Source organism: Flavobacterium degerlachei (genome assembly GCF_900106645.1).
In the GTDB taxonomy this organism is placed as follows: Bacteria; Bacteroidota; Bacteroidia; order Flavobacteriales; family Flavobacteriaceae; genus Flavobacterium; species Flavobacterium degerlachei.
Genome location: NZ_FNMV01000013.1, coordinates 1 through 23068 on the forward strand (window position 1 = coordinate 1; position 23068 = coordinate 23068).

A 23068-nucleotide genomic window follows, 5' to 3' on the forward strand; every position below is an offset into this window, starting at 1 on the left:
CTAGATTGCAGATATTCTTTAGGAATCGAATTAACCTCTTTTAAGTAAAGGTGGAGGATTTCATCTCCCTTTTTATAGGAAGTAAGTTCGAAATATTCAACAATAATTTCTGGCAATAATAACTTGATCAGTTCGCTGTAGGAATCTTGCATTGAGATATATTTTATAAATGCAAAAGTCGTTATTTATATATTTCCCCACAACATTTAGACTTGATCCTTAACTTATTTGTGTTGAGAATACGTTTTATGATTTCGACTTTTAACGTTAGATCATGTGCTGGTAATCGTTATATTTTATTATTGGCTTCATGAAATGTTTAATTAAATGTTAAATCAATTTAGTTCTTAGTCATTCTTAGGTATGATTTAAATGAGTTTATGGTTTAATGTGTATTTTTGTGTCCAAAAATATATTTAAAGATGAAAAAACTGATTTTGTTTTTGGCAGTTATTGGCATGTCAAATTTACAAGCACAAGAGCGACCTAAATTGGTTGTTGGTATCGTTGTTGATCAAATGAAAATGGAATATTTGTATCGGTTTTCTAATGATTTTTCTAATGATGGTTTCAAAAGATTAATGGGGAATGGGTACACTTTTCAAAATATGCATTTTAATTATATGCCCACATATACTGCTCCAGGACACGCTTCTATTTATACGGGAACGACTCCAGCAACTCACGGAATTGTAAGTAATGAGTGGTTTAGTAGAAAGTTAGGTACGGAAATGTATTGTACTGATGACGCAAGTGTAAGTACTGTTGGAGATGGAACAAAAGAAGAAGGTGAAATGTCTCCTAGAAATCTCTTAACTACTACGATTACTGATGAATTGAGAATGGGTACTAATTTCAAAGGTAAGGTGATTGGAATGAGCCTTAAAGATCGTGGGGCTATTTTACCGGCAGGTCATTTTGCAAATTGGGCATTTTGGTATAGTAAGACTGGTTCTTTTATTTCTAGTACTTTTTATGGTGAAAAACTTCCAAGTTGGGTTGAAAAATTCAATGAAGAGAAACACTATATGCCGTATATCAATAAAGGATGGGATTTATTGAAACCAAAGAGTACCTATGATGAAAGTCTAGAGGATAATAATCCGTACGAAGGTAAATTGTATAATAGTGCAGCTCCAGTATTCCCTTATGATTTAAAGGATATGTATGCTAAGAATGATGCGGGAGTAATTCGCTCTACTCCATTTGGAAATAATTTATTGGCTGAATTTGCGATGAAAGCAATCGAGAAAGAGGAATTAGGGAAAGACAATATCACAGATTTCTTGACTGTTAGTTTTTCTTCTACAGATTATGTAGGTCATTTATTAGGACCTAGATCGATGGAATTACAAGATACATATTTGAGACTGGATCAAACAATAGCTGAGTTTTTGAATTATTTAGATAAAACGGTTGGTAAGGACAATTACTTATTGTTTTTGACTGCAGATCATGCAGGTGCAGAAAATGTTAATTATTTAAAAGATCGTAAATATAATGTGAACAGTATAAGTCCTAAAGACATTAGAAATAATTTAAAGGATTTCTCTATCAAAACTTTTGGAGCTGATTTAGTTTTGAATTACTCTAGTTTCAATTTATTTTTTAATAAAGAAACTATAAAAGCTAAGAATCTAGATTTGAATGTAGTTAAAGAGGCTTTTAAAGGGTATTTAATGACGCAAGATTATGTAAAAAGAGTTTATACTGAGGAAGAAATTTTGAAATCAACAGGGAGTGATTATTTTTTAAATTTTATAGCTAAAGGGTATGATGTTACTCAAAATGGGGACATAGTAATTTTAGACAAACCTGGGTATATTGAATATCAGGGTACTGGTACTTCGCATGGAACTATTTATTCCTATGATACTCACGTTCCTGCTATTTTTTACGGATGGCATATTAAAAAAGGGGAGTCGTATAATAAAAAAGAAATTACTCAAATAGCACCAACAATTGCGCAGAAGATAAAAGTTGCATTTCCAAATGGAACTGAAGCTAATGTACTTGAGGAAGTTTTGAAGGACTAATTTAGTTTGAAGTCATAAAAAAAGCTGTGTTTTTGTAAACACAGCTTTTTTTTATGGCTCTCTATTTTTTTAAACAGTAGCTTCTATTGGTAATGGAATTTGATTTTTTAATAAATCTTCAAAAGTTTCATGTGCACGGATTAAATATCCTTGACCATTCATCCATAAAACTTCAGCTGGTCTGTATCTAGAGTTATAGTTCGAAGCCATTGAATAGCAATAAGCACCTGCATTTCTAAAACTTAAAATATCACCTTCTTTTATTTCAGGAATTCTTCTGTTATTAGCAAAGGTGTCTGTTTCACAAATATATCCTACAACTGAATAGAATCTTTCTTTCCCTTTTGGATTTGAGATATTATCAATTTGGTGTTGTGAACCATATAACATTGGGCGGATTAAGTGATTGAAACCACTATCGACACCTGCGAAAACTGTTGAAGTTGTTTGTTTGATTACATTTACTTTTACTAAAAAAGATCCTGCTTCACTAACTAAAAATTTTCCTGGTTCGAAGATTAGAGTTAACTCTTTTCCGTATTCTTTGCAAAAAGCGTTGAATCTTTTAGAAAGTTTTTTTCCTAACTCTTCAATATCTGTTTCGATATCATCTTTTTTGTAAGGAACTTTAAATCCACTTCCGAAATCTAAAAATTCTAGGTTTTTAAAGTTTTTTGCAGCATCAAACAATATTTCAGCAGCATATAAAAACACTTCGATATCAAGGATGTCAGAACCTGTATGCATGTGAATACCTACAATGTTCATTTTAGTATTTTCAACAATACGAACTAAATGCGGTAGCTGGTGAATTGAGATACCAAATTTACTGTCTATGTGACCTACTGATATATTTGTGTTACCACCTGCCATAACATGCGGGTTGATACGGATACATACAGGAACATTTGGATGTTTTGCACCAAATTGCTCTAATATAGAAAGGTTGTCAATGTTTATTTGAACTCCCATTGCGTTTACCTCTTCGATTTCTTCAAGAGATACTCCGTTTGGGGTATAGAATATTTTTTCTGGTGCGTATCCCGCATGAAGACCTAAAAGTACTTCTTGAATAGAAACGGTATCTAAACCGGATCCCATTTCTCTTAGTAGTTGAAGGATGGCTACATTAGACAATGCTTTCATTGCGTAATTGATACGCAAGTTATCTACCTTAGAAAAAGCTTTTGTTAATCTATTGTATTGCGATTTTATTTTTTCGGCATCGTAAACATATATTGGACTGCCAAATTGTTCTGTTAACTGAAGTAAGTCTTTTGGTTGCATTGTTATGGATTTTTAGCAAATTTATTATTCTTTTATGAATACGGCAAGCGAATATTGAAATTGTAACAATTTATAACAAAATGTTTTAAATTGAACAAAAATAACTGTTTTACAAAAAAATGGGTGAGGGATAGTAGTGAAAAGCCCGCAGACACTAGAGCGATAGCGAAAGTGACGAGGACTTGTAGCGGATAGCCCGACGCAGCAGGAACGATAGTGTATGCTGGGACACCCCATAAACAAAAAAAGCTGCCAGAAATTACTTTTTGACAGCTTTATTGATCGTATTTTATGTTTACTATAAGCTTGGCAAATCACCGCTTCCTTTTGTAGGCAAGTTTGTAGACCCCATCAAATATAAATCAACTTCCCTAGCGGCCTCACGACCTTCAGAGATTGCCCAAACAATTAGCGACTGCCCTCTGCGCATATCTCCAGCTGTAAATATGTTAGGTACATTCGTTTTATAATTTGTTGCTTTGTAGTTGCTTCGCATGTCTAGTTCTAAGCCTAGTTGACTGCTTAAAGTCTTTTCAGGACCAGTAAAACCTAAGGCTAGTAATGCTAAATCACATGGCCAAGTTTTCTCTGAACCTTCTTTTTCTATTAGTTCTGGTCTTTGTCCTGGAGTTATTTTCCAAGATACTTCAACAGTTTTAAGTCCAACCAATTCGCCGTTTTCATTTGCGATAAATTCTTTAGTGTTTATCAACCAATTTCTGTCACAGCCTTCTTCGTGTGAAGAAGATGTTTTCAATTGCAAAGGCCAAAATGGCCAAGGCGTAGTTTCGCTTCTTCCTACTGGAGGTTTAGGCATGATTTCGAAATTAGTAACTGATTTTGCACCATGTCTGTTTGAAGTTCCTACACAGTCAGAACCCGTATCTCCACCACCTATAACGATAACATCTTTACCAGTAGCTTTGATTTGGTCAGGAATTTCTTCTCCGTAAATCACCTTAGTTTGCTGTGTCAAGAAGTCCATAGCTTGAACAACTCCTTTTGTTTCAATCCCTTTTGTAGGTAAGCTTCTTCTTTCAGTAGCACCACCACACAAAACGATTGAATCAAATTCATTCAATTGGTCCACACTATAATTAACACCAACATTTACATTGGTTTTAAAAGTGATTCCTTCTGCTTCTAGAATTTTCACACGTCTGTCGATAATTCCTTTTTCTAATTTGAAATTTGGAATTCCGTAACGTAGTAAACCTCCAATTGCATTGTCTCTCTCAAAAACAGTTACAGTATGTCCTGCTCTGTTTAATTGTTGTGCAGCTGCAAGTCCAGCAGGTCCAGAACCAATAACGGCTACTGTTTTTCCTGTTCGTACTGCTGGTGTTTGTGGTTTTATCCATCCTTCTGCAAAACCTCTTTCGACAATATTTTTTTCAATATTTTCAATAGCAACAGGCTCTTCTATGATTCCTAAAACACATGATTTCTCACATGGAGCAGGGCATAAGCGACCTGTGAATTCTGGAAAGTTATTTGTTGATTGCAATATTTCCAATGCACTTTGCCATTCTTCTTGATGTACCATGTCGTTAAAATCAGGAATTAAATTTCCTAATGGACAGGAACTATGACAAAATGGGATTCCACAATCCATACATCTTGAACCTTGTTCTTTTATTTTTTCTTTAGACAACGGAATCGTAAACTCGTTATAGTTTGATACACGTTCCGTAACTATTGTGTTGCTTTCGTCCGTTCTATTGTATTCTTTAAATCCACCTATTTTTCCCATGACTATGCTATTAATTCTTCAATTTTCTTTTCATCTGCCATTCTTTGTAATGCTATTTTGTAATCAGTAGGCATTACTTTGACAAAATGGTTGGTTTGGTTTTCCCAGTCTTCCAAAATTCTTTTGGCTAATGGGCTGTTGGTATACATAGAGTGATTTTTAATTAAACGTTTCAGTTTTACTAAATCTTCGTTTTCCAATGTTTCCAATGCTACCATTTCCATATTGCATAATCCATTTTCGAATTGTTTTTTCTCATCGAAAACATAGGCAACACCCCCACTCATTCCGGCGGCGAAATTTCTACCTGTTTTACCCAGCACTACGACTGTTCCTCCGGTCATGTACTCACATCCGTGATCTCCAATTCCTTCGACAACCGCGATTGCTCCAGAATTTCTTACTCCGAAACGTTCACCAGCCATTCCGTTTATGTAGGCCTCACCCGTTATGGCTCCGTAAAGTGCCACATTTCCTATGATGATGTTTTCTTCCGGTTTGAAGGTAGCAGTAGGCGGAACTTTAATAATTAATTTTCCTCCTGAAAGCCCTTTTCCTAAATAGTCATTACAGTTTCCGTGAATTTTAAATGACAATCCGTTTGTTGCAAATGCACCAAAACTTTGTCCAGCTGAACCTGTGAAATCTACTAATATGGTATCCTCAGGTAATCCTTGTGCACCGTATATTTTTGAAATTTCATTACTCAAAATGGCACCCACAGAACGGTCTGTGTTTTTAATGTCAAATGTAACTCTTGTTTTTTCTTTTCTATAAATAGAAGGAATCGCTGCTTTTATAATTTCAAAATCAAGTACATTATCTAGTGCATGATCTTGAGTTGTTGTATTATGATTTGGTACTGATTTAGCTTCCTCTGGTTTATAAAGGATGTTAGATAAATCTAAACCGCTTGTTTTGTAATGCTTGATGGCTTTGTTGACATTCAGTTTTTGTGACTGTCCTACCATTTCTTTTAAGGTTCTAAACCCTAATTGTGCCATGATTTCTCTTAACTCTTCAGCAATAAAATACATGAAGTTAATAACATGCTCTGGTGTTCCTTTAAAGTTCTTTCTTAGTTCAGGATCCTGAGTTGCAATTCCCACTGGGCAAGTATTCAAGTGACAAGCTCTCATCATGATACAACCTGATGCTACTAATGGTGCTGTTGCAAAACCAAATTCCTCAGCTCCAAGTAAGGCAGCAATAGCGACATCACGACCTGTTTTTAGTTGTCCGTCACATTCTAATACTACACGACTTCTCAAATCATTTAAGATTAAAGTTTGTTGTGCTTCTGCAAGTCCAAGTTCCCATGGAATACCTGTATGTTGTAAAGAAGTTAATGGAGCAGCTCCAGTTCCTCCGTCGTATCCTGAAATCAAAATTACATCCGCTTTTGCTTTAGCAACTCCGGCAGCAATTGTTCCAACACCTACTTCAGAAACTAATTTTACGTTCACACGAGCTTCACGATTGGCATTTTTTAAATCAAAAATCAGTTGAGATAAATCCTCAATAGAATAAATATCATGATGTGGAGGAGGAGAAATCAAACCTACATAAGGTGTAGAGTTTCTCACTTTTGCAATCCATGGTACTACTTTTGCACCAGGTAATTGTCCACCTTCTCCCGGTTTTGCACCTTGAGCCATTTTAATTTGGATTTCTTTGGCACTAGTCAAATAATTGATAGATACTCCAAATCTTCCAGAGGCAACTTGTTTGATGGCACTATTTTTAGAATCACCGTTTAAGTCTTTTATGAAACGTGAAGGATCTTCTCCTCCTTCACCAGAATTACTTTTTCCGCCAATTCTATTCATGGCAATTGCCAAGTTTTCATGAGCTTCCTGACTGATAGAACCATAAGACATGGCACCAGTTTTGAATTTTTTCACGATTTCAGTCCAAGGCTCGACTTCGTCAATTGAGATTGGATCTAGGTTGTTGAATTCGAATAAACCTCTAATTGTCATTAGGTTTTTACTTTGGTCATTAACCATTGTAGAATATTCCTTGTAACTCTCAGGGCTGTTTAATCGTACTGCTTGTTGCAATTTTGCAATTGTAGTTGGATTAAACATATGTTTTTCACCTGTTCTTCTCCATCTGTAAATACCACCAATTTCCAAAGGTAAAAGGCTGGCGATTTTAGAATTTGGAAAAGCTTTTTGGTATCTTTTTTTAATTTCTTTTTCCACTTCAATGATTCCAATACCTTCTATTCTTGAAGGAGTATATGGGAAATATTTTGTGCTGAAAGTTTTGTTTAAACCTAATATTTCAAAAATTTGGGCAGCTCTATAAGAATGTAAAGTAGAAATTCCAATTTTGTTCATGATTTTCAGAATCCCTTTTGCAATAGCTTTATTATAGTTTGCAATTGCGTAATCTGCTTTTATATCAGTAATAAAACCTTTGTTTACCTCGTCACGGATAATTTCATTTACCAAATAAGGGTTAATAGCACTAGCGCCGTAACCAAATAATAAAGCAAAATGATGTGGTTCTCGTGGTTCAGCTGATTCGATAATAATTCCGAATTTTGAACGAACCTGTAATATATTCAATGAATGATGAATATAGGAACATGCTAATAACATTGGTATTGGAGCCATTTCTTCGCTTACACCTCTGTCAGATAGAATGATAATGTTATATCCTTCCTGAACGGCTTTGTAGGTAGCTTGTACACATTTTTCTAATGCGCGTTCTAAACCATTAGCTCCTTTTTCTATTTTATATAAAGTAGATATTGATGCTGATTTAAAATCAGGATGATCAATGTTTTTTATTTTATCTAAATCCTCTTTTGAAATAACAGGATTCTGGATTTTAAGTTTTTTACAATGTTTTGATTCAATATCGAAAATATTGTAATCGCCACCAATTGCTAAACTGATATCGGTAATTATTTCTTCACGAATACCATCCAAAGGAGGATTAGTAACCTGAGCAAATAACTGCTTGAAATAGTTATATAAAAGTTGTGGTTGATCTGATAATACTGCTAGCGGAGTGTCATTACCCATAGAGCTAATGACTTCGGTTCCTTTAGCACTCATTGGGTTTATAATCGTCTTTAAATCCTCAATAGTATATCCGAACAAACGCAATCTTGTTTCGAAATCAATATTTTCTGTAGGCGTTTCATTATTCGTATACGGTACCTTTGCCAATTGCAGTAGGTTCTCGTTTAACCATTTTCTATAAGGACGTTTGGTTACGATTGCATTTTTAATCTCATCATCTTCAATGATACGACCTTCGTTCATGTCTACAAGGAACATTTTTCCCGGCTCTAATCGACCATGTTGTACTACATCTTCCGGTTTGATGTCAAGAACACCAATTTCAGAAGCCATAATTACGAAACCGCCTTTAGTAAGTGTATATCGAGAAGGACGTAGTCCATTTCTATCCAATAAAGCACCAATAACATTACCATCAGTAAACGGAATAGAAGCAGGTCCATCCCATGGTTCCATGATACAAGCATTGTATTCGTAAAATGCTTTTTTGTCATCAGACATGGTTTGGTGTTTTTCCCAAGCTTCAGGAACGACCATCATCATTGCTTCTGGTAACGAACGACCAGTCATCAATAATAATTCGATAACCATATCCATAGAAGCAGAATCAGATTTTCCTTCTAATATAATAGGAAACATTTTTTTGATGTCATCTCCAAAAATGTCACTTTGCATTAATTCTTCACGGGCGCGCATTCTGCTGACATTTCCACGAAGCGTGTTTATTTCTCCATTATGACACATATAGCGAAATGGTTGTGCCAATTCCCAAGAAGGGAAGGTATTTGTAGAAAAACGCTGGTGAACTAGAGCAAGCCGAGTCACTAAATCAGTATCTGATAAATCAGTATAGTAACCGCTAATGTCTTCCGGCATTAGTAGTCCTTTATATATTATAGTAGTGGTAGACAAACTAGAAAAATAGAACATATGACTTTCCGAAATTTTAGAATTTCGTATTTGATGTTCTGCTATTTTTCTGGCTGCAAAAAGTTTGGCGTTGAACTGTTGCTCAGTTAAATCCAATCCGTTTTTGCTAATAAAAATTTGTTTTACCGTAGGTTCTTTTTCGGCTGCAATTTTTCCAAGATAAGCAATGTCGACTGGTACGTCTCTCCAGCCTAAGACATTCAATTTTTGATCGCGCACTGCACTTTCAAAAGTATCCATGCAAAATTTGACTTGGTTTTTCTTTTTTGGTAAAAAGACCATTCCAACAGCATACTCTCTTGTTTCTGGGATTTCAAAGTCACATACTTTTTTAAAGAAATCATGTGGGATATCAAAAAGAATTCCAGCTCCATCTCCAGTTCTTCCATCTGCACTAACTGCGCCACGATGCTCTAATTTAATTAGGATATCTAGTGCTTTATGAATGATGTCGTTAGACTTAATTCCATTTAAATTACAAATAAATCCCGCTCCACAGTTGTCGTGCTCAAATTCGGGAAGGTAAAGGCCTTGTTCTTTAACTTTCATGCTTAATAGTTTTTTACAAAAATAAAGTATTCGGTAGTTTTAATGTATTAAAAACGGGAATTATGACATATTTTTGCAGTAATAGTATAAAAACGTTGAATAAATAATAATAATAATTTTTAACCATGGCTGAATTATCAAATTAATAATCACTTTTGGTTAAAAATGCAGAAATTAACAAAAAATAGAGGGGAAATGCTACTTCTGCGTCGAAAATTTCAAACGATATAGTATTAAGAGACTCCTAATTTTCAAATGCTTTATTAAGACAATAATTGTGCTGAAATATTCAAAATTTTGAAGAAAATTAGGTTTCCTTTTTTAAATGGGAAAAAGATTTCTCTTTTTAGATGAATTTTGCTATTTTTGTGCCACTTATATTCTGAAATAAATTCAGGATCCAGACAAATTCTATATTATGAACATACACGAATATCAAGGAAAAGAGATTTTAGCTAGCTACGGAGTTCGCATTCAACGTGGAATCGTTGCTAATAATGCAGTTGAAGCTGTTGCTGCTGCAAAACAATTAACTACTGAAACGGGAACGAGTTGGTACGTAATTAAAGCGCAAGTTCATGCAGGTGGACGTGGAAAAGGTGGTGGAGTTAAATTAGCAAAAAACCTAGAACAAGTTGAAGAAATTGCAGGACAAATTATCGGAATGCAATTAGTTACTCCTCAAACTTCTGCTGAAGGTAAAAAAGTACACAAAGTATTAGTTGCTGAAGACGTTTATTATCCTGGAGAAACTGAAACTTCTGAGTTTTATGTATCTGTATTGTTGAATAGAGCTACAGGACGTAATATGATTATGTATTCTACTGAAGGTGGAATGGATATTGAAGAAGTAGCAGAACACACACCTCATTTAATCTTTACAGAGGAAATTGATCCTGCTGTTGGATTACAAGGTTTTCAAGCAAGAAGAATTGCCTTTAATCTAGGTCTTTCTGGAAATGCTTTCAAAGAAATGGTAAAATTTATCGATTCTCTATACAATGCATATATTGGATCTGATGCATCAATGTTTGAAATCAACCCGGTTTTAAAAACATCTGATAATAAAATCATGGCTGTAGATGCTAAAGTAAATATCGATGATAATGCTTTATACAGACAAAAAGCGTATGCTGATATGCGTGATATCCGTGAGGAGAATCCAATCGAAGTAGAAGCAAAAGAAGTAGGATTAAACTACGTTGACCTTGATGGTACTGTAGGATGTATGGTTAACGGAGCTGGATTAGCAATGGCAACTATGGATTTAATTAAGTATGCTGGTTTTGAGCCTGCAAACTTTCTTGACGTAGGAGGAACTGCTGATGCAAAACGTGTTGAAACTGCTTTCCGTATTATCTTAAAAGATCCAAACGTAAAAGCAATTTTGATTAATATTTTTGGAGGTATCGTTCGTTGTGACCGTGTGGCACAAGGAGTTGTTGATGCTTACAAAAACATGGGTGATGCTATTAATGTGCCAATCATTGTTCGTTTACAAGGTACAAATGCAGCTATTGCAAAAGAATTAATTGATAATTCAGGAATGCCAATTTTATCTGCTGTTGAATTTCAAGAAGCAGCTGATCAAGTAACGGCAGCACTTTCTTAATTACAAAATAGTTATATATTTAAAAATCCTGTTTGCTGAGGCGAACAGGATTTTTTTATGCTTTATAATGAGGTCTAAAAATAATAAAATTGAGTTTTACTCAGTTGTTGTTTTTTAACGATCTCCTATTTTTTGAATAACGTCGGATTCATATATGTGAAATCCTGGAGTATTTTTTTGGGCAATTTTTAAAAGTGCCTTTGCAACGGTAGTACTTTCAATAGGTTTGTATTTTTTCAATTTTCCTATAAGTAGAAAAGAGAAGGCTTTCATGAAAAAAGCACCCGCTTTTTCTCCTAATCTAAATTCGTTACGGTTTCCCAATAGAAGTGAAGGTTGTAATACTGAAACGTTTTCGAAATCGCAAGCTTTAAGAAAAGTTTGAATTTCGCCTTTTGTTTTCAGGTAAAAATTCCCTGAATTTACATCAGCTCCTAAGGATGAAATAACAAGAAATTGTTTGACTTTATTTTGCATAGCAAAAGTTGCAAACTGGCTCGGATATACAAAATCAACTTTTCTAAATGCCTCTTTACTTCCCGCTGTTTTGATTGTTGTACCAATGGTACAAAAGAAATCATCACCAGTAACAAGATCTTTATAAGTTTCCGGTTTGTTGAAATCTACAATATGTTGTGTTAATTTCGGATGTTTTACTTCTGTAGGACTTCTTGCGAATGTGACTACTTTTTCATAGTCGGCACTGTTCAATAAGAGTTCCAATAAATGGGAACCAATTAAACCAGTACTACCTATAATTAAAGCTGTCTTCATGTAATGATTACTTTTTATCCTTACCAAAATTGTATTTTACTTTCTCTACTACCTGAACTTTTGCGTTTCCTTTTGGATATTGCTTTTTAGAAGGTTTTTTAGTAGCCGATTTTGATTTTGAAGGACTTTGATCCCCTCTTGACTTTTCTTCGTCTCTTGGTTTAGCTTTAAATTCTGGTCTTTCTTTCGCTCCTTCTTTTGCTGGAATTTGCGCTTTGTGTTTTGCTAAAACATCATTTGGGTTTTTAGGGTTTTCTTTTGTTCCACGCAAATGGATCACCAAAGCGTTTAAAAAATTACGTAATACTTGATCACCACATTCCATGTAGTTTTCATGTTTTTCGTCACGGAAAAAAGCGCCTAATTCAGATTTAGTAATTCTAAAGTCTACCAATTCTAAAATTTCAACTATTTGGTCATCACGTAGCATTAAAGCAACGCGGAGTTTTTTGAAGATATCGTTATTTGTCATCATATTCTATATTTTTTACAAAGGTACGTTTTTAAAGTATTTATGCGTCAATTTTGATTTTTGAATTAGCTCTGGTTTAGAATGCTAATTATTTTGTCTAAATCTTCTTTTTTATGATTGGCAGTAATTACAATTCGGTTTAAATCTTTAGCAGCCGAGGTGTATTTGAAATTTGTAATTATTATTTTATTAGAAGCGAAAATTTCAGCACTATTTGCATCTTCAGGATAAATCATGGGATACTCATGATTAAAACTAAAGGCCTTCGATGGCAATAAATGTTCGTTGAGATAATTTAAATTGTCTTTTAACTTTTGATTTTGTCGAATGTAAATTTCTTCGGCATCAGCTATTGTTTGGGCAAAAGCCGGATTCATACCAGCGCTTGAGATAAAAACAGTATTGTTAGCGATTTGTTTGATAAATTCAGAATCGCTGGCGATTACACCTCCAGTTAAACCAAAGGCTTTCCCTAAAGACGATAGCATGATTTTTCTTTTGATATTTGGATAATCAATAGAAGAATAAATACCGCAGCCATTTGTACCTAAGATCCCAAGTGAATGGGATTCGTCAACAACTAATGTGATTTCTTTATTATTTGGAATCAAGTTTAAAACCGAAAGGTCAATCTCTTTTATTTGAAAGGAAGGAAACGAGTCTGTTAGAATTGTTATTTTTTCTTGTACATCGTCCAGTATGCGTGGGTTTAGTTCTGTTCCAATAAAAAAAGGAATACTATCGGGTGTTTTAATAGCAGTATGAGTATCAGGAAAATGAAAAAAGCAGTCCGTTTGAGCATTTAAAGTGTCAATGATTAATTTTCCCGCTAACATTCCAGATGAAGTCGTAAGTGCAGCATCAGCTTTGATAAATTTGGCCAGAAAATGTTCCCCATGTTCGTAGGCGGTCAGTTTAATGTTAGCGCTTCTGGAACTGCCATAAGAACTTCCCCAATGCAAAATATTCTTTACAAGAATGTTTTGAAACTCAATATTGGTGGGCAAACCTAAATAGGCAGTCCCACCAAAATATAAATAATCGTCGTTGTCTATTTTAATTATTCGATCTGGAAACTTATTAACCCTCATTTATAGTGCGTTTAAAGTAACTCCAGTACCATTTAATTCAGAATAGGATATTACTCCATCTTTAATTGTTACACCAGTTGCAATGTCTTCTGCCAGCAATAAAGCACCATCCATATCTACATAATCCAATTGAGGAAGTAAATGTGCAATAGCTGAGATTCCTACTGATGATTCAGTCATACAGCCAACCATCGTTTTTAAGCCAAGTGATTTTGCTTGTTGAATCATTCTTCTTCCAGGTGTTAATCCGCCACATTTCACCAGTTTTACATTGACACCATGAAAATGATTGTGACATTTGGCAACATCTTCTTCTAAAATGCAACTTTCATCAGCTATAACAGGTAAAACGGAATGTTTGAATACTTCTTTGTGTCCTTCCCAATTATCTGCCTTCATGGGTTGTTCTAGGAATTCTACTCCCAATTTTTTTAACGCAACTGCATTATTAATAGTTTCTTCCACTCCCCAGCCACAGTTTGCGTCAATTCTAAAAATGGCATCAGTATGTTTTCGAAGTTCGGTTACAATTTTAATATCTTCTTTGGTTCCCAACTTGATTTTGTAAATCGGCCAAGGCAATTCCTTCATTTTAGCTACCATTTTCTCTATAGAAGCAATTCCGATAGTGTAATCTGTGAGTGGGTTTTTATCGATCGTATAATCCCATAACTCATATAATTTTTTTCCTTTTTTACGAGCGTACAAATCATTATAGGCCATGTCCAAAGCACATAATGCAAACATATCCTCTTTTAGATATGGATGTGTTTTTGCCCAAAACATTTCTGGAGTTTCGTCTGTGGTAGATTCGATTATGGAGCGAATTTTATTCAAATCGGCCATCATTACTGGAACGGTTGTTTTATAATATGGATTTGATGTTGCTTCTCCGAAACCTGAAAAACCGTCACTTTTTAATTCTACAATCAAAGAAGGTTGATTGTCTATCGACTCTCGTGAAATGGTAAATGTGTGTTTTAACTTTAGGTCGTATGCTCTTAATATCAGTTCCATAAGTAAGCGTGTGTATAAAATTTGAGTTAAATATTTCTTTTTTGAATGAAGTCAGTGGTTATATTAATAGCCGAGCCATTTTACAGCATCTGAAAAACCATCTCGCCATAATTTTTCGTTGTGTTCGCCATTTTTTACAATAACTTTTTTTGTTAAATGAAGACAGCTGCATCTTTTTTGGTTGACAATTGTTTCCATTTTGTTTAGGTCAGAGACCATATCTTCGCTTTCCTTGTCGCCACACAGGAAGTAAATCTTAGTTTTCATCTTCTTATTTTCTTTGGCTAAGTCGTATATTTTATTCGAAAACCAGAACGATGGTGAGAAAACAGCAGCCTTGCCAAATATTTTGGGATATGTAAGTACTGCATAATAGGAAACCAAACCGCCGAGAGAACTTCCCATGATTATTGTATTTCTTGATTTAGTTTTGGTTCTGTATGTGCTGTCAATTTTCGGCTTTAAGGTTTTAACGATAAATTCAAGATAGGCATCTGCATTCCCTCCGCCATATTTTTCATTTTTATAAGGAGTAAGCTCGTCCATTCGTTTTTCATTTCCATGTTCGATGCCTATTACAATTACTTGAGCATTGATACTGTCTAGTTTTTCATCAACATTCCATTCTCCTGCATAAGATGTTTTTGAGTCAAATAGATTTTGCGCATCATGCATGTAAATAACTGAATACTTTTTATTGGAAGAGGAATAGCCCTTTGGTAGGTATACCCATATCTTTTTTGAGGTTTCTAATTGTGGCGCTTCTATTGTAAAAGTAGAAACTTGTTTTGAGGCGGTGCTTTGTTGCGCTATGTTTTTTCCTGTAATAAAAAAAAATAGTATAACCAGAGTAAATTGTTTAATCATTATTAAGATTTAGGGTTTTCATTATAAAAATGATATTTTAGCTAAAATTAATAATTTGATGAATACATACGAAGAAAAAAAGAGCTTACTTTTAGAAATGATCGCGTTTTCTACGGTTGACGGTCATTTGCAAAAAAGAGAATATGAATTTTTGTTTCTGATTGCCAATGAACTGAATATTGAAAAAGGTGGTTTCAATGATTTATTTCATCAGGAATTGCCCATATTACCTATAAAGACGGAGTTTCAGCGCATCCAGCAGTTTTATAGATTGGCACTCTTGATGCATAGCGATGGAGTTTTACATATAAAAGAATCTGTTGCTATAAAAGAAATCGCAATCAGGATGGGCTTGAATCCAGAAGCTAGCAAACGAGTTTTAAAAAAGATGGAGAAATCCCCAAATACAGTTATTTCAGGGGATGTTTTAATGCGTATTTTTAAAGAAGAACGTAATTAGCCTAATTGTGTTTGTAATTTTTTAATGTCATCTCGCAATTTTGCTGCTTGCATAAAATCTAAATCTTTTGCCGCTTTTTCCATCGATTTTCGTTTTTCTCGAATGCGTTTTTCGATTTCGGCTTTTGATAAATATTCCGTTTCTGATTCTGCAGCAGCATTTAATGTTAATCCAAGTTCGTAGTCTACTAGAGGATTTTTTGTAAAAGCGCTTTCGATTTTTTTGTTCAGCGCTTGAGGCACCTGATTGTTAGCTACATTAAAATTAATTTGCTTGCTTCTACGATAATTGGTTTCGTCAATAGTCTTTTGCATACTGGCAGTAATTTTATCTGCATATAATATGGCTTTTCCATTTAGATTTCTCGCTGCACGTCCAATGGTTTGTGTCAAGGAACGATGACTACGCAAAAATCCTTCTTTATCGGCATCCAATATGGCAACAAGTGAGACCTCAGGTAAATCAAGTCCTTCACGAAGTAAGTTGACGCCAATTAGAGCATCAAATAAACCTTTTCGTAAATCTTGCATGATTTCAATCCGTTCTAATGTGTCTACATCAGAATGGATATAACGACAACGAATATTTACTTTTGTCAGGTATTTTGCCAATTCCTCGGCCATTCTTTTGGTTAAGGTTGTTATCAAAACGCGTTCATCTAGTTCGCATCGAACATGAATTTCCTCGATTAGATCGTCAATTTGGTTTAAACTAGGTCGGATTTCAATTACTGGATCTAATAATCCGGTAGGACGAATCACTTGCTCTACGACGACACCTTCTGTTTTTTGCAATTCATAATCGGCAGGAGTTGCTGAAACGTATATCACTTGGTTTTGCATTGCTTCAAATTCCTCAAATTTCAATGGACGGTTATCCATCGCAGCAGGAAGTCGGAAACCATATTCTACTAAGTTTTCCTTTCTACTTCGGTCACCACCATACATAGCATGAACTTGTGACAGTGTTACGTGACTTTCGTCAACGACCATTAGATAATCTTTTGGAAAATAATCCAACAGGCAAAACGGTCTCGTTCCAGCTAGTCTTCCATCGAGATAACGGGAGTAATTTTCAATTCCGGAGCAATATCCTAATTCGCGAATCATTTCTAAATCGAAATTAGTTCGTTCTTCGAGTCTTTTTGCTTCAAGATGTTTTCCAATTTCTTTGAAATAATCGACTTGTTTTACTAAATCTTGTTGGATTTCCCAGATTGCACCTTGCAATACATCTGGCGAAGTCACAAACATATTTGCGGGATAGATGGTTAGTTTTTCGAATTTCTCGATTACTGCAGCTGTTTTTACATCAAAAGATTCTATTTCTTCAATTTCATCACCGAAGAAATGGATTCGAAAAGCATCATCCGCATAACTTGGATAAACCTCTACGGTATCTCCTTTTATTCTGAAATTTCCGGGAGTAAAGTCAGCTTCTGTTCTTGAATATAAACTCTGAACTAAGCTGTGTAATAACTTGGTTCGTGAAATGGTTTGATCTCTTTCAATCTCAATTACATTTTTCTGAAACTCGACTGGATTTCCGATACCGTATAAACAGGAAACTGATGCAACAACCAATATGTCTCTACGACCAGAGAGTAGGGAAGAGGTGGTGCTCAAACGCATCTTTTCTAACTCCTCATTGATGGATAGATCTTTTTCGATAAAGACACCTGTAACGGGCATAAATGCTTCTGGCTGGTAATAATCGTAATAAGAAACGAAATATTCGACCGCATTATTTGGAAAAAATTGTTTGAATTCTGAATACAATTGAGCCGCTAAGGTTTTATTGTGCGCTAAAACTAAGGTCGGTCTTTGTACTTCTTGAATAACATTAGCCACAGTAAAGGTTTTACCTGAACCGGTAACTCCTAATAATGTTTGGAATTTATCACCATCAATTATTCCTTGAGTTAATTTTTCAATGGCTTGTGGCTGGTCGCCTTTGGGTAGGTAATCTGAAACTACTTCGAAATTCATTTGTATTATGGGGCAAAGTTTTTAGAATTACAAAGTTACGAAGATTAAAACTATTCTGTATGAAAGTTAAAACCAAAAAAAAACCATCATGCGAACATGATGGTTTTGATAAATAAAATAGGTTTTATTAGAAACTTAAACTTAATCTAGCAAAAACGAATCTTCCGTTTTGTCCAAATTGAGATACATTTCTTGAGTATGTAAATTGGTTTGAACTTTTTAATGATTCTAGATTTTCGTCTGGATAAACATCAAAAATATTATTTGCACCAACTACCATTTTAACGTTTTCAGTGAATTTATATCCAACAGAAAAGTCAGTAATTACTTTAGCTCCCCAAACTGGGTGCTCAACAGCAATTGTTTGTCCATTTATTACAGCAGTGTCAATAGCTCCATCTCCATTAGCGTCACCTGTATTAGGGTCAGTAACTTCACCGAAGTATACGTTTCTTAAGAAGAAGTCGAATTTATTAACTGTAATCGAGTTTGTTAAATTTGCTTTAACTCTTGGGATTGATTCTTGAAGATAAACTCTACTTGATTCAGAATAGTAACTGTTTATTTGACCTGCATCTTCTAATATTTTAGAAGCATGTATTGAACCTACTCTTTTTGTAGTAGAAAGTGTTCCAGATAAATCAGTTTTCAAAGTCAATCCATTTCCTACGTTTGCTTTATGGCTAATAACGATATCAAGTCCTTTTGATTCTGTGTCAATTGCATTAGCAAAGAAAGAGGCTTTATTCGCTCCAGCTTGATTAAAAAGTGTTACTAACTCAGGAGTGTTAGGTACAAATTGATCTGTAAGTACCACTCTGTCGTCAATTCTCACGATATAAGCATCAGCTGTAAAAGTAAGTCTTGCTGCAGGAATTTTAGCAGTAAAACCGATACTTGCACTTTGAGACTCTTCTTGTTTCAATTGTGGAATACCTAATAATTTTGCTACTTGTGAATCATTACTAAATGTACCAACTTCAGACGGGATACCGTTTGTGAATAAAGTCGAAGTTGAATTAAAGTAAATTTGGTGTAATGAAGGCGCTCTAAATCCTGTAGATACAGCACCACGTATATTAATGTTATCTGTTAATTTATAACGGGATGCCAATTTGTAATTTGTGGTGTTTCCAAAATCAGAATAGTTTTCATAACGAAGTGCTCCGTTCAACAACCATTTTTCAGTAACGTCATATTCTAAATCAGTGTATAAAGCAAAACTGTTACGTCCGTTATCAATTGCATTTTCCGGTCTGAAACCTGGAAATACTTGAGCTCCACCCGGTCTTGTGGCGCCGTAGAAATCAGTTGGTAACAAATTGCTTTCTGAAGGAAGTCCAGAAGCCACGTTTCCATTGATGTCATATTGATTGTAAGAATCTGGTACGCCCGCGTTAATTTTATAATTTTCATGTCTGTATTCAGAACCAAAAGCAACGTTTAATTTGTCAAATTTTCTAGATACATCCAAGTTGGTTGTGTTTTGAGAAAAACCTAAACCACCTGCATCAAATTCTGTAGGAGAGTTTTCTCTTAATGTAGCATTTAATGTGTTTTCAATATTATAGTCGAAAGTGTTTTTACCATAAGTATTACTCAAGTCAAAATTCCAAGTTTGGAATACCATACCCCTAAGACCTGCAGCTGCAGAGATGTCATTAATAGTAGAATGAATTTCAGGTAAGAAACCATTAGGGTATAAAGCAGTATATGCTCTAGATTGATTTGGTTTTCTGTAAAAACCTGCCGCTTCACCAGTTCTATGACTTGTTCCTCCAAAAGCATATACCTCAAGGTTTTCAGTGATAGGATAAGCTCCATTCAAGAAAAACTGAGCACTTTCTAAAGAAGATTGTCCCACTTTCATGTTGAAATCTCTTCTTTGAAGGTTTCTATACGCTAATTCACCTTCAGTAGCATCGAAATTTAATGCTGATTGCATAGTACCAATTGTGTTTGCTGCAAGAATAGAAGTTTGTTGTGCGGCAGTAAAATATCCTACTTGCGGAGCATACGTTTTAATTGCAGTCAGGATTTGAGCAGAATTTGGTGTGTTATTAATATTTCCCCATAATGTATTGATATTTGTACCTGCTTCTGCAGCTCTTTGTTCAATTGCATTAAATCCGCTGAACAATCCTCCAGTTACATCTTTTGCTCTACTTGTTTGGCCTCTTAATTGAAAACTTGCTGTAGCATTGATGAAACTTTTTTCTTTACCAAGACCTGTACCGTAGTTCAAGTCAATTTGAGCATTGTTTCCATCATTACCACCTCTGTGATCATTAGCTCCTTTAGAGAAATTACTTCCTCCATAAAGATTGATATCTAGTTTGTTCGTTGCTTTTTTCACATTGATGTTAATAACACCTGCAATCGCATCTGAACCGTATTGTGCAGAAGCACCATCTCTTAATACCTCAATTCTATCGATAGCAAAAGCGGGAATAGCATTTAAATCTGTTCCTACAGATCCTCTTCCTGGAGAACCATTAATGTTTACTAATGAAGAAGTGTGTCTTCTTTTTCCGTTTACCAATACTAAAACTTGGTCTGGACCTAAACCTCTTAATTGAGCAGGGTCAATATGATCCGTTCCATCCGCTACTGTAGCAGTATTAGAAGTAAACGATGGGGCTACCATGTTTAAGATCTGGTTTAAGTTGGCTTGCGCTCCTTGTGAAGCAATGTCTTTCATGCTGATTACATCAATAGGCACAGCTGATTACATCAATAGGCACAGCTGATTCAGTTACTGTTCTTGCAGCGCTACGAGATCCAAGGATAACAACATCCTGAAGAGCTACACCGCTTTCTGATAAAGAAACGTTAACAGCACTTCCTGTAACTTTAACGTTCTTAGTTTCTAGACCAACATAGGAGAATTGTAATATATCTCCAATCTTTGCCATGATCGAATATTTACCATCAGCATCAGTGGTTGTACCATTGCTGGTGTCTTTTACCAGAACAGAAGCTGCTGGTAGAGTTCCTTTTGTGTCATCTGTAACGACACCCGAAACTTTAATTTGCTGTGCAGTTAATCCCGCAGAGAAAATTAAGGTTAGAATAAAAATTAGCTTTTTCATTTTTGGTTGTTTAGTTTGTTTCGGCTAATTTACAAATTTATAAGCGATATGTTATTTATTTGTTAAAAAATAACAAATTGATAATTTGATGTGTTATTTTGAGCCATTCTTGGGAATTTGTCAGTCATTACCTGATTATATGTTGATTATGTAATTATAGGCTTTTTTTATATTTTACTGATAAGTCTGAAAATTTAGCTATGAACTGTATTTTTTCTTACATTCGACGTGGTAGTAGCAATCCTCTTATTTTTTGTATAAAAAAAAGTCTAATTTGAAAAAATCATAGTATGGACTTTACGTACTATAAATTTTTCAAATTAGACTTCTTGTGAAGTGTAGAATGACGGTTCTTCTGGAAAACCTATTTGTTCTATCTATTCAAATTTCCATTCTTTCTGCTGTGATTCACTCAAGAATGTCCATGCAATAATACGACTGATTTTTTGGCCCTGAGCCATATCAATTGTTTTTACTTCAACAACATTTACTTTGTTTAATGTTTTATAAATGCTCGAAAGATGTGATTGTTTTGATACTAATGTAGTGAACCATAAACACTGCATCGGATACTTAGCACTTTCGTAAATCATTTGTGTAATAAAACCAAGTTCTCCACCTTCACACCATAATTCGGCATTTTGGCCACCAAAGTTCAATACTGGTTTTGTAGTCTTTGTGTTTTCTAAATTATTTATTTTTCGCAAAGTACTTTTTGTAGCTTCTTCTTGTGAGCTATGAAAAGGGGGATTGCAAATAGTGAAAGCAAATTTGTCTTCGGGTGTAATTATATTTTTAAAAATAAAGCGTGATTCAGTTTGTTGCTGCAAACTGATGCTGTCAATCAATTTAGGATTGGCTTCAATTATTTTGCCACAATTTTCAATCGCTTTTTCATCGATATCAGTTCCTACAAAACTCCATCCATAAGTTGCATTTCCTATTATTGGATAAATACAATTTGCACCAACACCAATATCCAAGCCTTGTACCGTTTCTCCTCTAGGAATTACGCCATTATTAGATGTTGCCAATAAATCAGCAATGTAATGAATGTAGTCAGCGCGCCCAGGAATGGGAGGACATAAATAATTTGCAGGAATATCCCAATTTTGAATATCGTAATACGTTTTAAGTAAGGCGTTATTTAAAGCTTTTACTGCTTCAGGGTTACTAAAATCAACAGTTTCAATATTGTGCTCGTTAATCGAAACAAAAGGTTTTAATTCAGGACTGTTTTCAATTAAAAGGTTAAAGTCGTATCTGAATCTATGTTGATTTCTTGGATGTAAATTGGTTTTCTCTGTTATTGTTTTAGGAGTCATTTTGTGTGTTTCAGGGCAATAATTGTGATTTCATATATGTGAGAGTCTTTAGCAAGTTATATAAAAATTAACCGCTTTGATCATTTATTGTTGGTTTATTGAGATTAATTACTAATCCGAACATTCCATCATTAGTAAGTCTCCCTGATCGTGTTCTATTATGACGATACCGTCATTGACTACATGATTACTACTACCGGTGCGATATCCTATAGTTAAAGTATCATTTTGCAAAGGATAAAATAAATTTTCAGACTGGATTCCAGTTACATGACCTATTGGTATTAATGATATAGGGGTGTCTGCTGTATACCATTTCTCAAATTTTTTAGGTAATAAAAACACCTTTGAATGGTCGTCTAATATGACAATCTTTAATTTTTCTCTATATCGTACAATGTTCGTTAGATTTGTAATCGTGTGATCAGTACGTTTTCCGGTAGCCCAAACTACATTTACAGCGGGAATATTCCTTTGGTGGAGATAATCAAATGCTTTTTCCAAATCAGTTTTACTCTGGTCTGGGGTATGAACTATTTCAATGGGATATTGTTTTTCTTTGTAGTAATTGGCATCAAAATCACGGTCAAAATCACCTAAAAGAACGTCTACTTTAATATCCAGCTGCATAACTCTTTCCATAGCGGAGTCTAACACTATTACTAAAGGTGACCATTCTAGCAATTGTCCCAACAATTCGGGATTGCATGAAGCGCCATTTGCAATTATTAATGCGGGTTCTTGGTCATCGCGAACAATATGGTGTGAGGACATTTT

The 23068-nt window shown here is 34.7% G+C and carries 14 protein-coding genes and 1 pseudogene; 3 read left to right on the forward strand and 12 right to left on the reverse strand.

What is annotated here, in order from left to right:
• Positions 1-422: 422 nt before the first annotated feature.
• A complete protein-coding gene (gene pafA / locus BLV91_RS12950; RefSeq protein WP_091434023.1) occupies positions 423-2036 on the forward strand; it encodes an alkaline phosphatase PafA in 1614 nt (537 codons plus the stop codon).
• A 69-nt stretch (positions 2037-2105) separates the two neighbouring features.
• On the opposite strand, the gene lysA is transcribed toward pafA, so the two are convergent.
• The 3 genes from lysA to gltB form a co-directional block, all read right to left on the reverse strand.
• A complete protein-coding gene (gene lysA / locus BLV91_RS12955) occupies positions 2106-3323 on the reverse strand; it encodes a diaminopimelate decarboxylase (RefSeq protein WP_091434025.1) in 1218 nt (405 codons plus the stop codon).
• 298 nt (positions 3324-3621) lie between these two features.
• A complete protein-coding gene (locus BLV91_RS12960) occupies positions 3622-5076 on the reverse strand; it encodes a glutamate synthase subunit beta (RefSeq protein ID WP_091434027.1) in 1455 nt (484 codons plus the stop codon).
• A 2-nt stretch (positions 5077-5078) separates the two neighbouring features.
• The gene (gene gltB / locus BLV91_RS12965; RefSeq protein WP_091434029.1) at positions 5079-9593 is read right to left on the reverse strand and encodes a glutamate synthase large subunit; all 4515 of its coding nucleotides are present in this window, start codon (positions 9591-9593) and stop codon (positions 5079-5081) included.
• 418 nt (positions 9594-10011) lie between these two features.
• On the opposite strand from gltB, the gene sucC reads away from it, so the two are divergent.
• The gene (gene sucC / locus BLV91_RS12970) at positions 10012-11205 is read left to right on the forward strand and encodes an ADP-forming succinate--CoA ligase subunit beta (RefSeq protein WP_091434031.1); all 1194 of its coding nucleotides are present in this window, start codon (positions 10012-10014) and stop codon (positions 11203-11205) included.
• Between the two features lie 114 nt (positions 11206-11319).
• Here the strand turns inward: sucC and BLV91_RS12975 are convergent, their stop codons facing one another.
• The 5 genes from BLV91_RS12975 to BLV91_RS12995 all read right to left on the reverse strand — a co-directional run bounded on the left by BLV91_RS12975 (position 11320) and on the right by BLV91_RS12995 (position 15426).
• Positions 11320-11979 (reverse strand): NAD(P)H-binding protein, encoded by a 660-nt coding sequence (locus BLV91_RS12975; RefSeq protein WP_091434034.1) that lies wholly within the window; start codon positions 11977-11979, stop codon positions 11320-11322.
• Positions 11980-11986: 7 nt separating this feature from the next.
• Positions 11987-12451: a DUF1456 family protein gene (locus BLV91_RS12980; protein WP_040473818.1), complete on the reverse strand. Its 465-nt coding sequence runs from the start codon at positions 12449-12451 to the stop codon at positions 11987-11989.
• Between the two features lie 65 nt (positions 12452-12516).
• Positions 12517-13542, reverse strand: coding sequence for an aminotransferase class I/II-fold pyridoxal phosphate-dependent enzyme (locus tag BLV91_RS12985; RefSeq protein WP_091434036.1), 1026 nt, complete (start codon positions 13540-13542; stop codon positions 12517-12519).
• Positions 13543-14559, reverse strand: coding sequence for a dipeptide epimerase (locus tag BLV91_RS12990; RefSeq protein WP_091434038.1), 1017 nt, complete (start codon positions 14557-14559; stop codon positions 13543-13545).
• 63 nt (positions 14560-14622) lie between these two features.
• A complete protein-coding gene (locus BLV91_RS12995; RefSeq protein ID WP_091434039.1) occupies positions 14623-15426 on the reverse strand; it encodes an alpha/beta hydrolase in 804 nt (267 codons plus the stop codon).
• Positions 15427-15484: 58 nt separating this feature from the next.
• Here BLV91_RS12995 and BLV91_RS13000 point away from each other — a divergent pair, with 58 nt between their 5' ends.
• The gene (locus BLV91_RS13000; RefSeq protein WP_091434041.1) at positions 15485-15886 is read left to right on the forward strand and encodes an excinuclease ABC subunit B; all 402 of its coding nucleotides are present in this window, start codon (positions 15485-15487) and stop codon (positions 15884-15886) included.
• On the opposite strand, the gene uvrB is transcribed toward BLV91_RS13000, so the two are convergent.
• From uvrB to BLV91_RS13020, 4 genes and pseudogenes are all read right to left on the reverse strand, one after another.
• Positions 15883-17874, reverse strand: a complete 1992-nt coding sequence (gene uvrB, locus BLV91_RS13005) for an excinuclease ABC subunit UvrB (RefSeq protein ID WP_091434043.1) — start codon at positions 17872-17874, stop codon at positions 15883-15885. The genes BLV91_RS13000 and uvrB overlap by 4 nt on opposite strands.
• Before the next feature lie 127 nt (positions 17875-18001).
• Positions 18002-20966, reverse strand: a pseudogene (locus tag BLV91_RS13010) (TonB-dependent receptor).
• A 377-nt stretch (positions 20967-21343) separates the two neighbouring features.
• Positions 21344-22291 (reverse strand): 23S rRNA (adenine(1618)-N(6))-methyltransferase RlmF, encoded by a 948-nt coding sequence (gene rlmF, locus BLV91_RS13015; protein WP_091434045.1) that lies wholly within the window; start codon positions 22289-22291, stop codon positions 21344-21346.
• Positions 22292-22402: 111 nt separating this feature from the next.
• Positions 22403-23065, reverse strand: coding sequence for a thiamine diphosphokinase (locus BLV91_RS13020; RefSeq protein ID WP_091434047.1), 663 nt, complete (start codon positions 23063-23065; stop codon positions 22403-22405).
• Between the last annotated feature and the right edge of the window lie 3 nt (positions 23066-23068).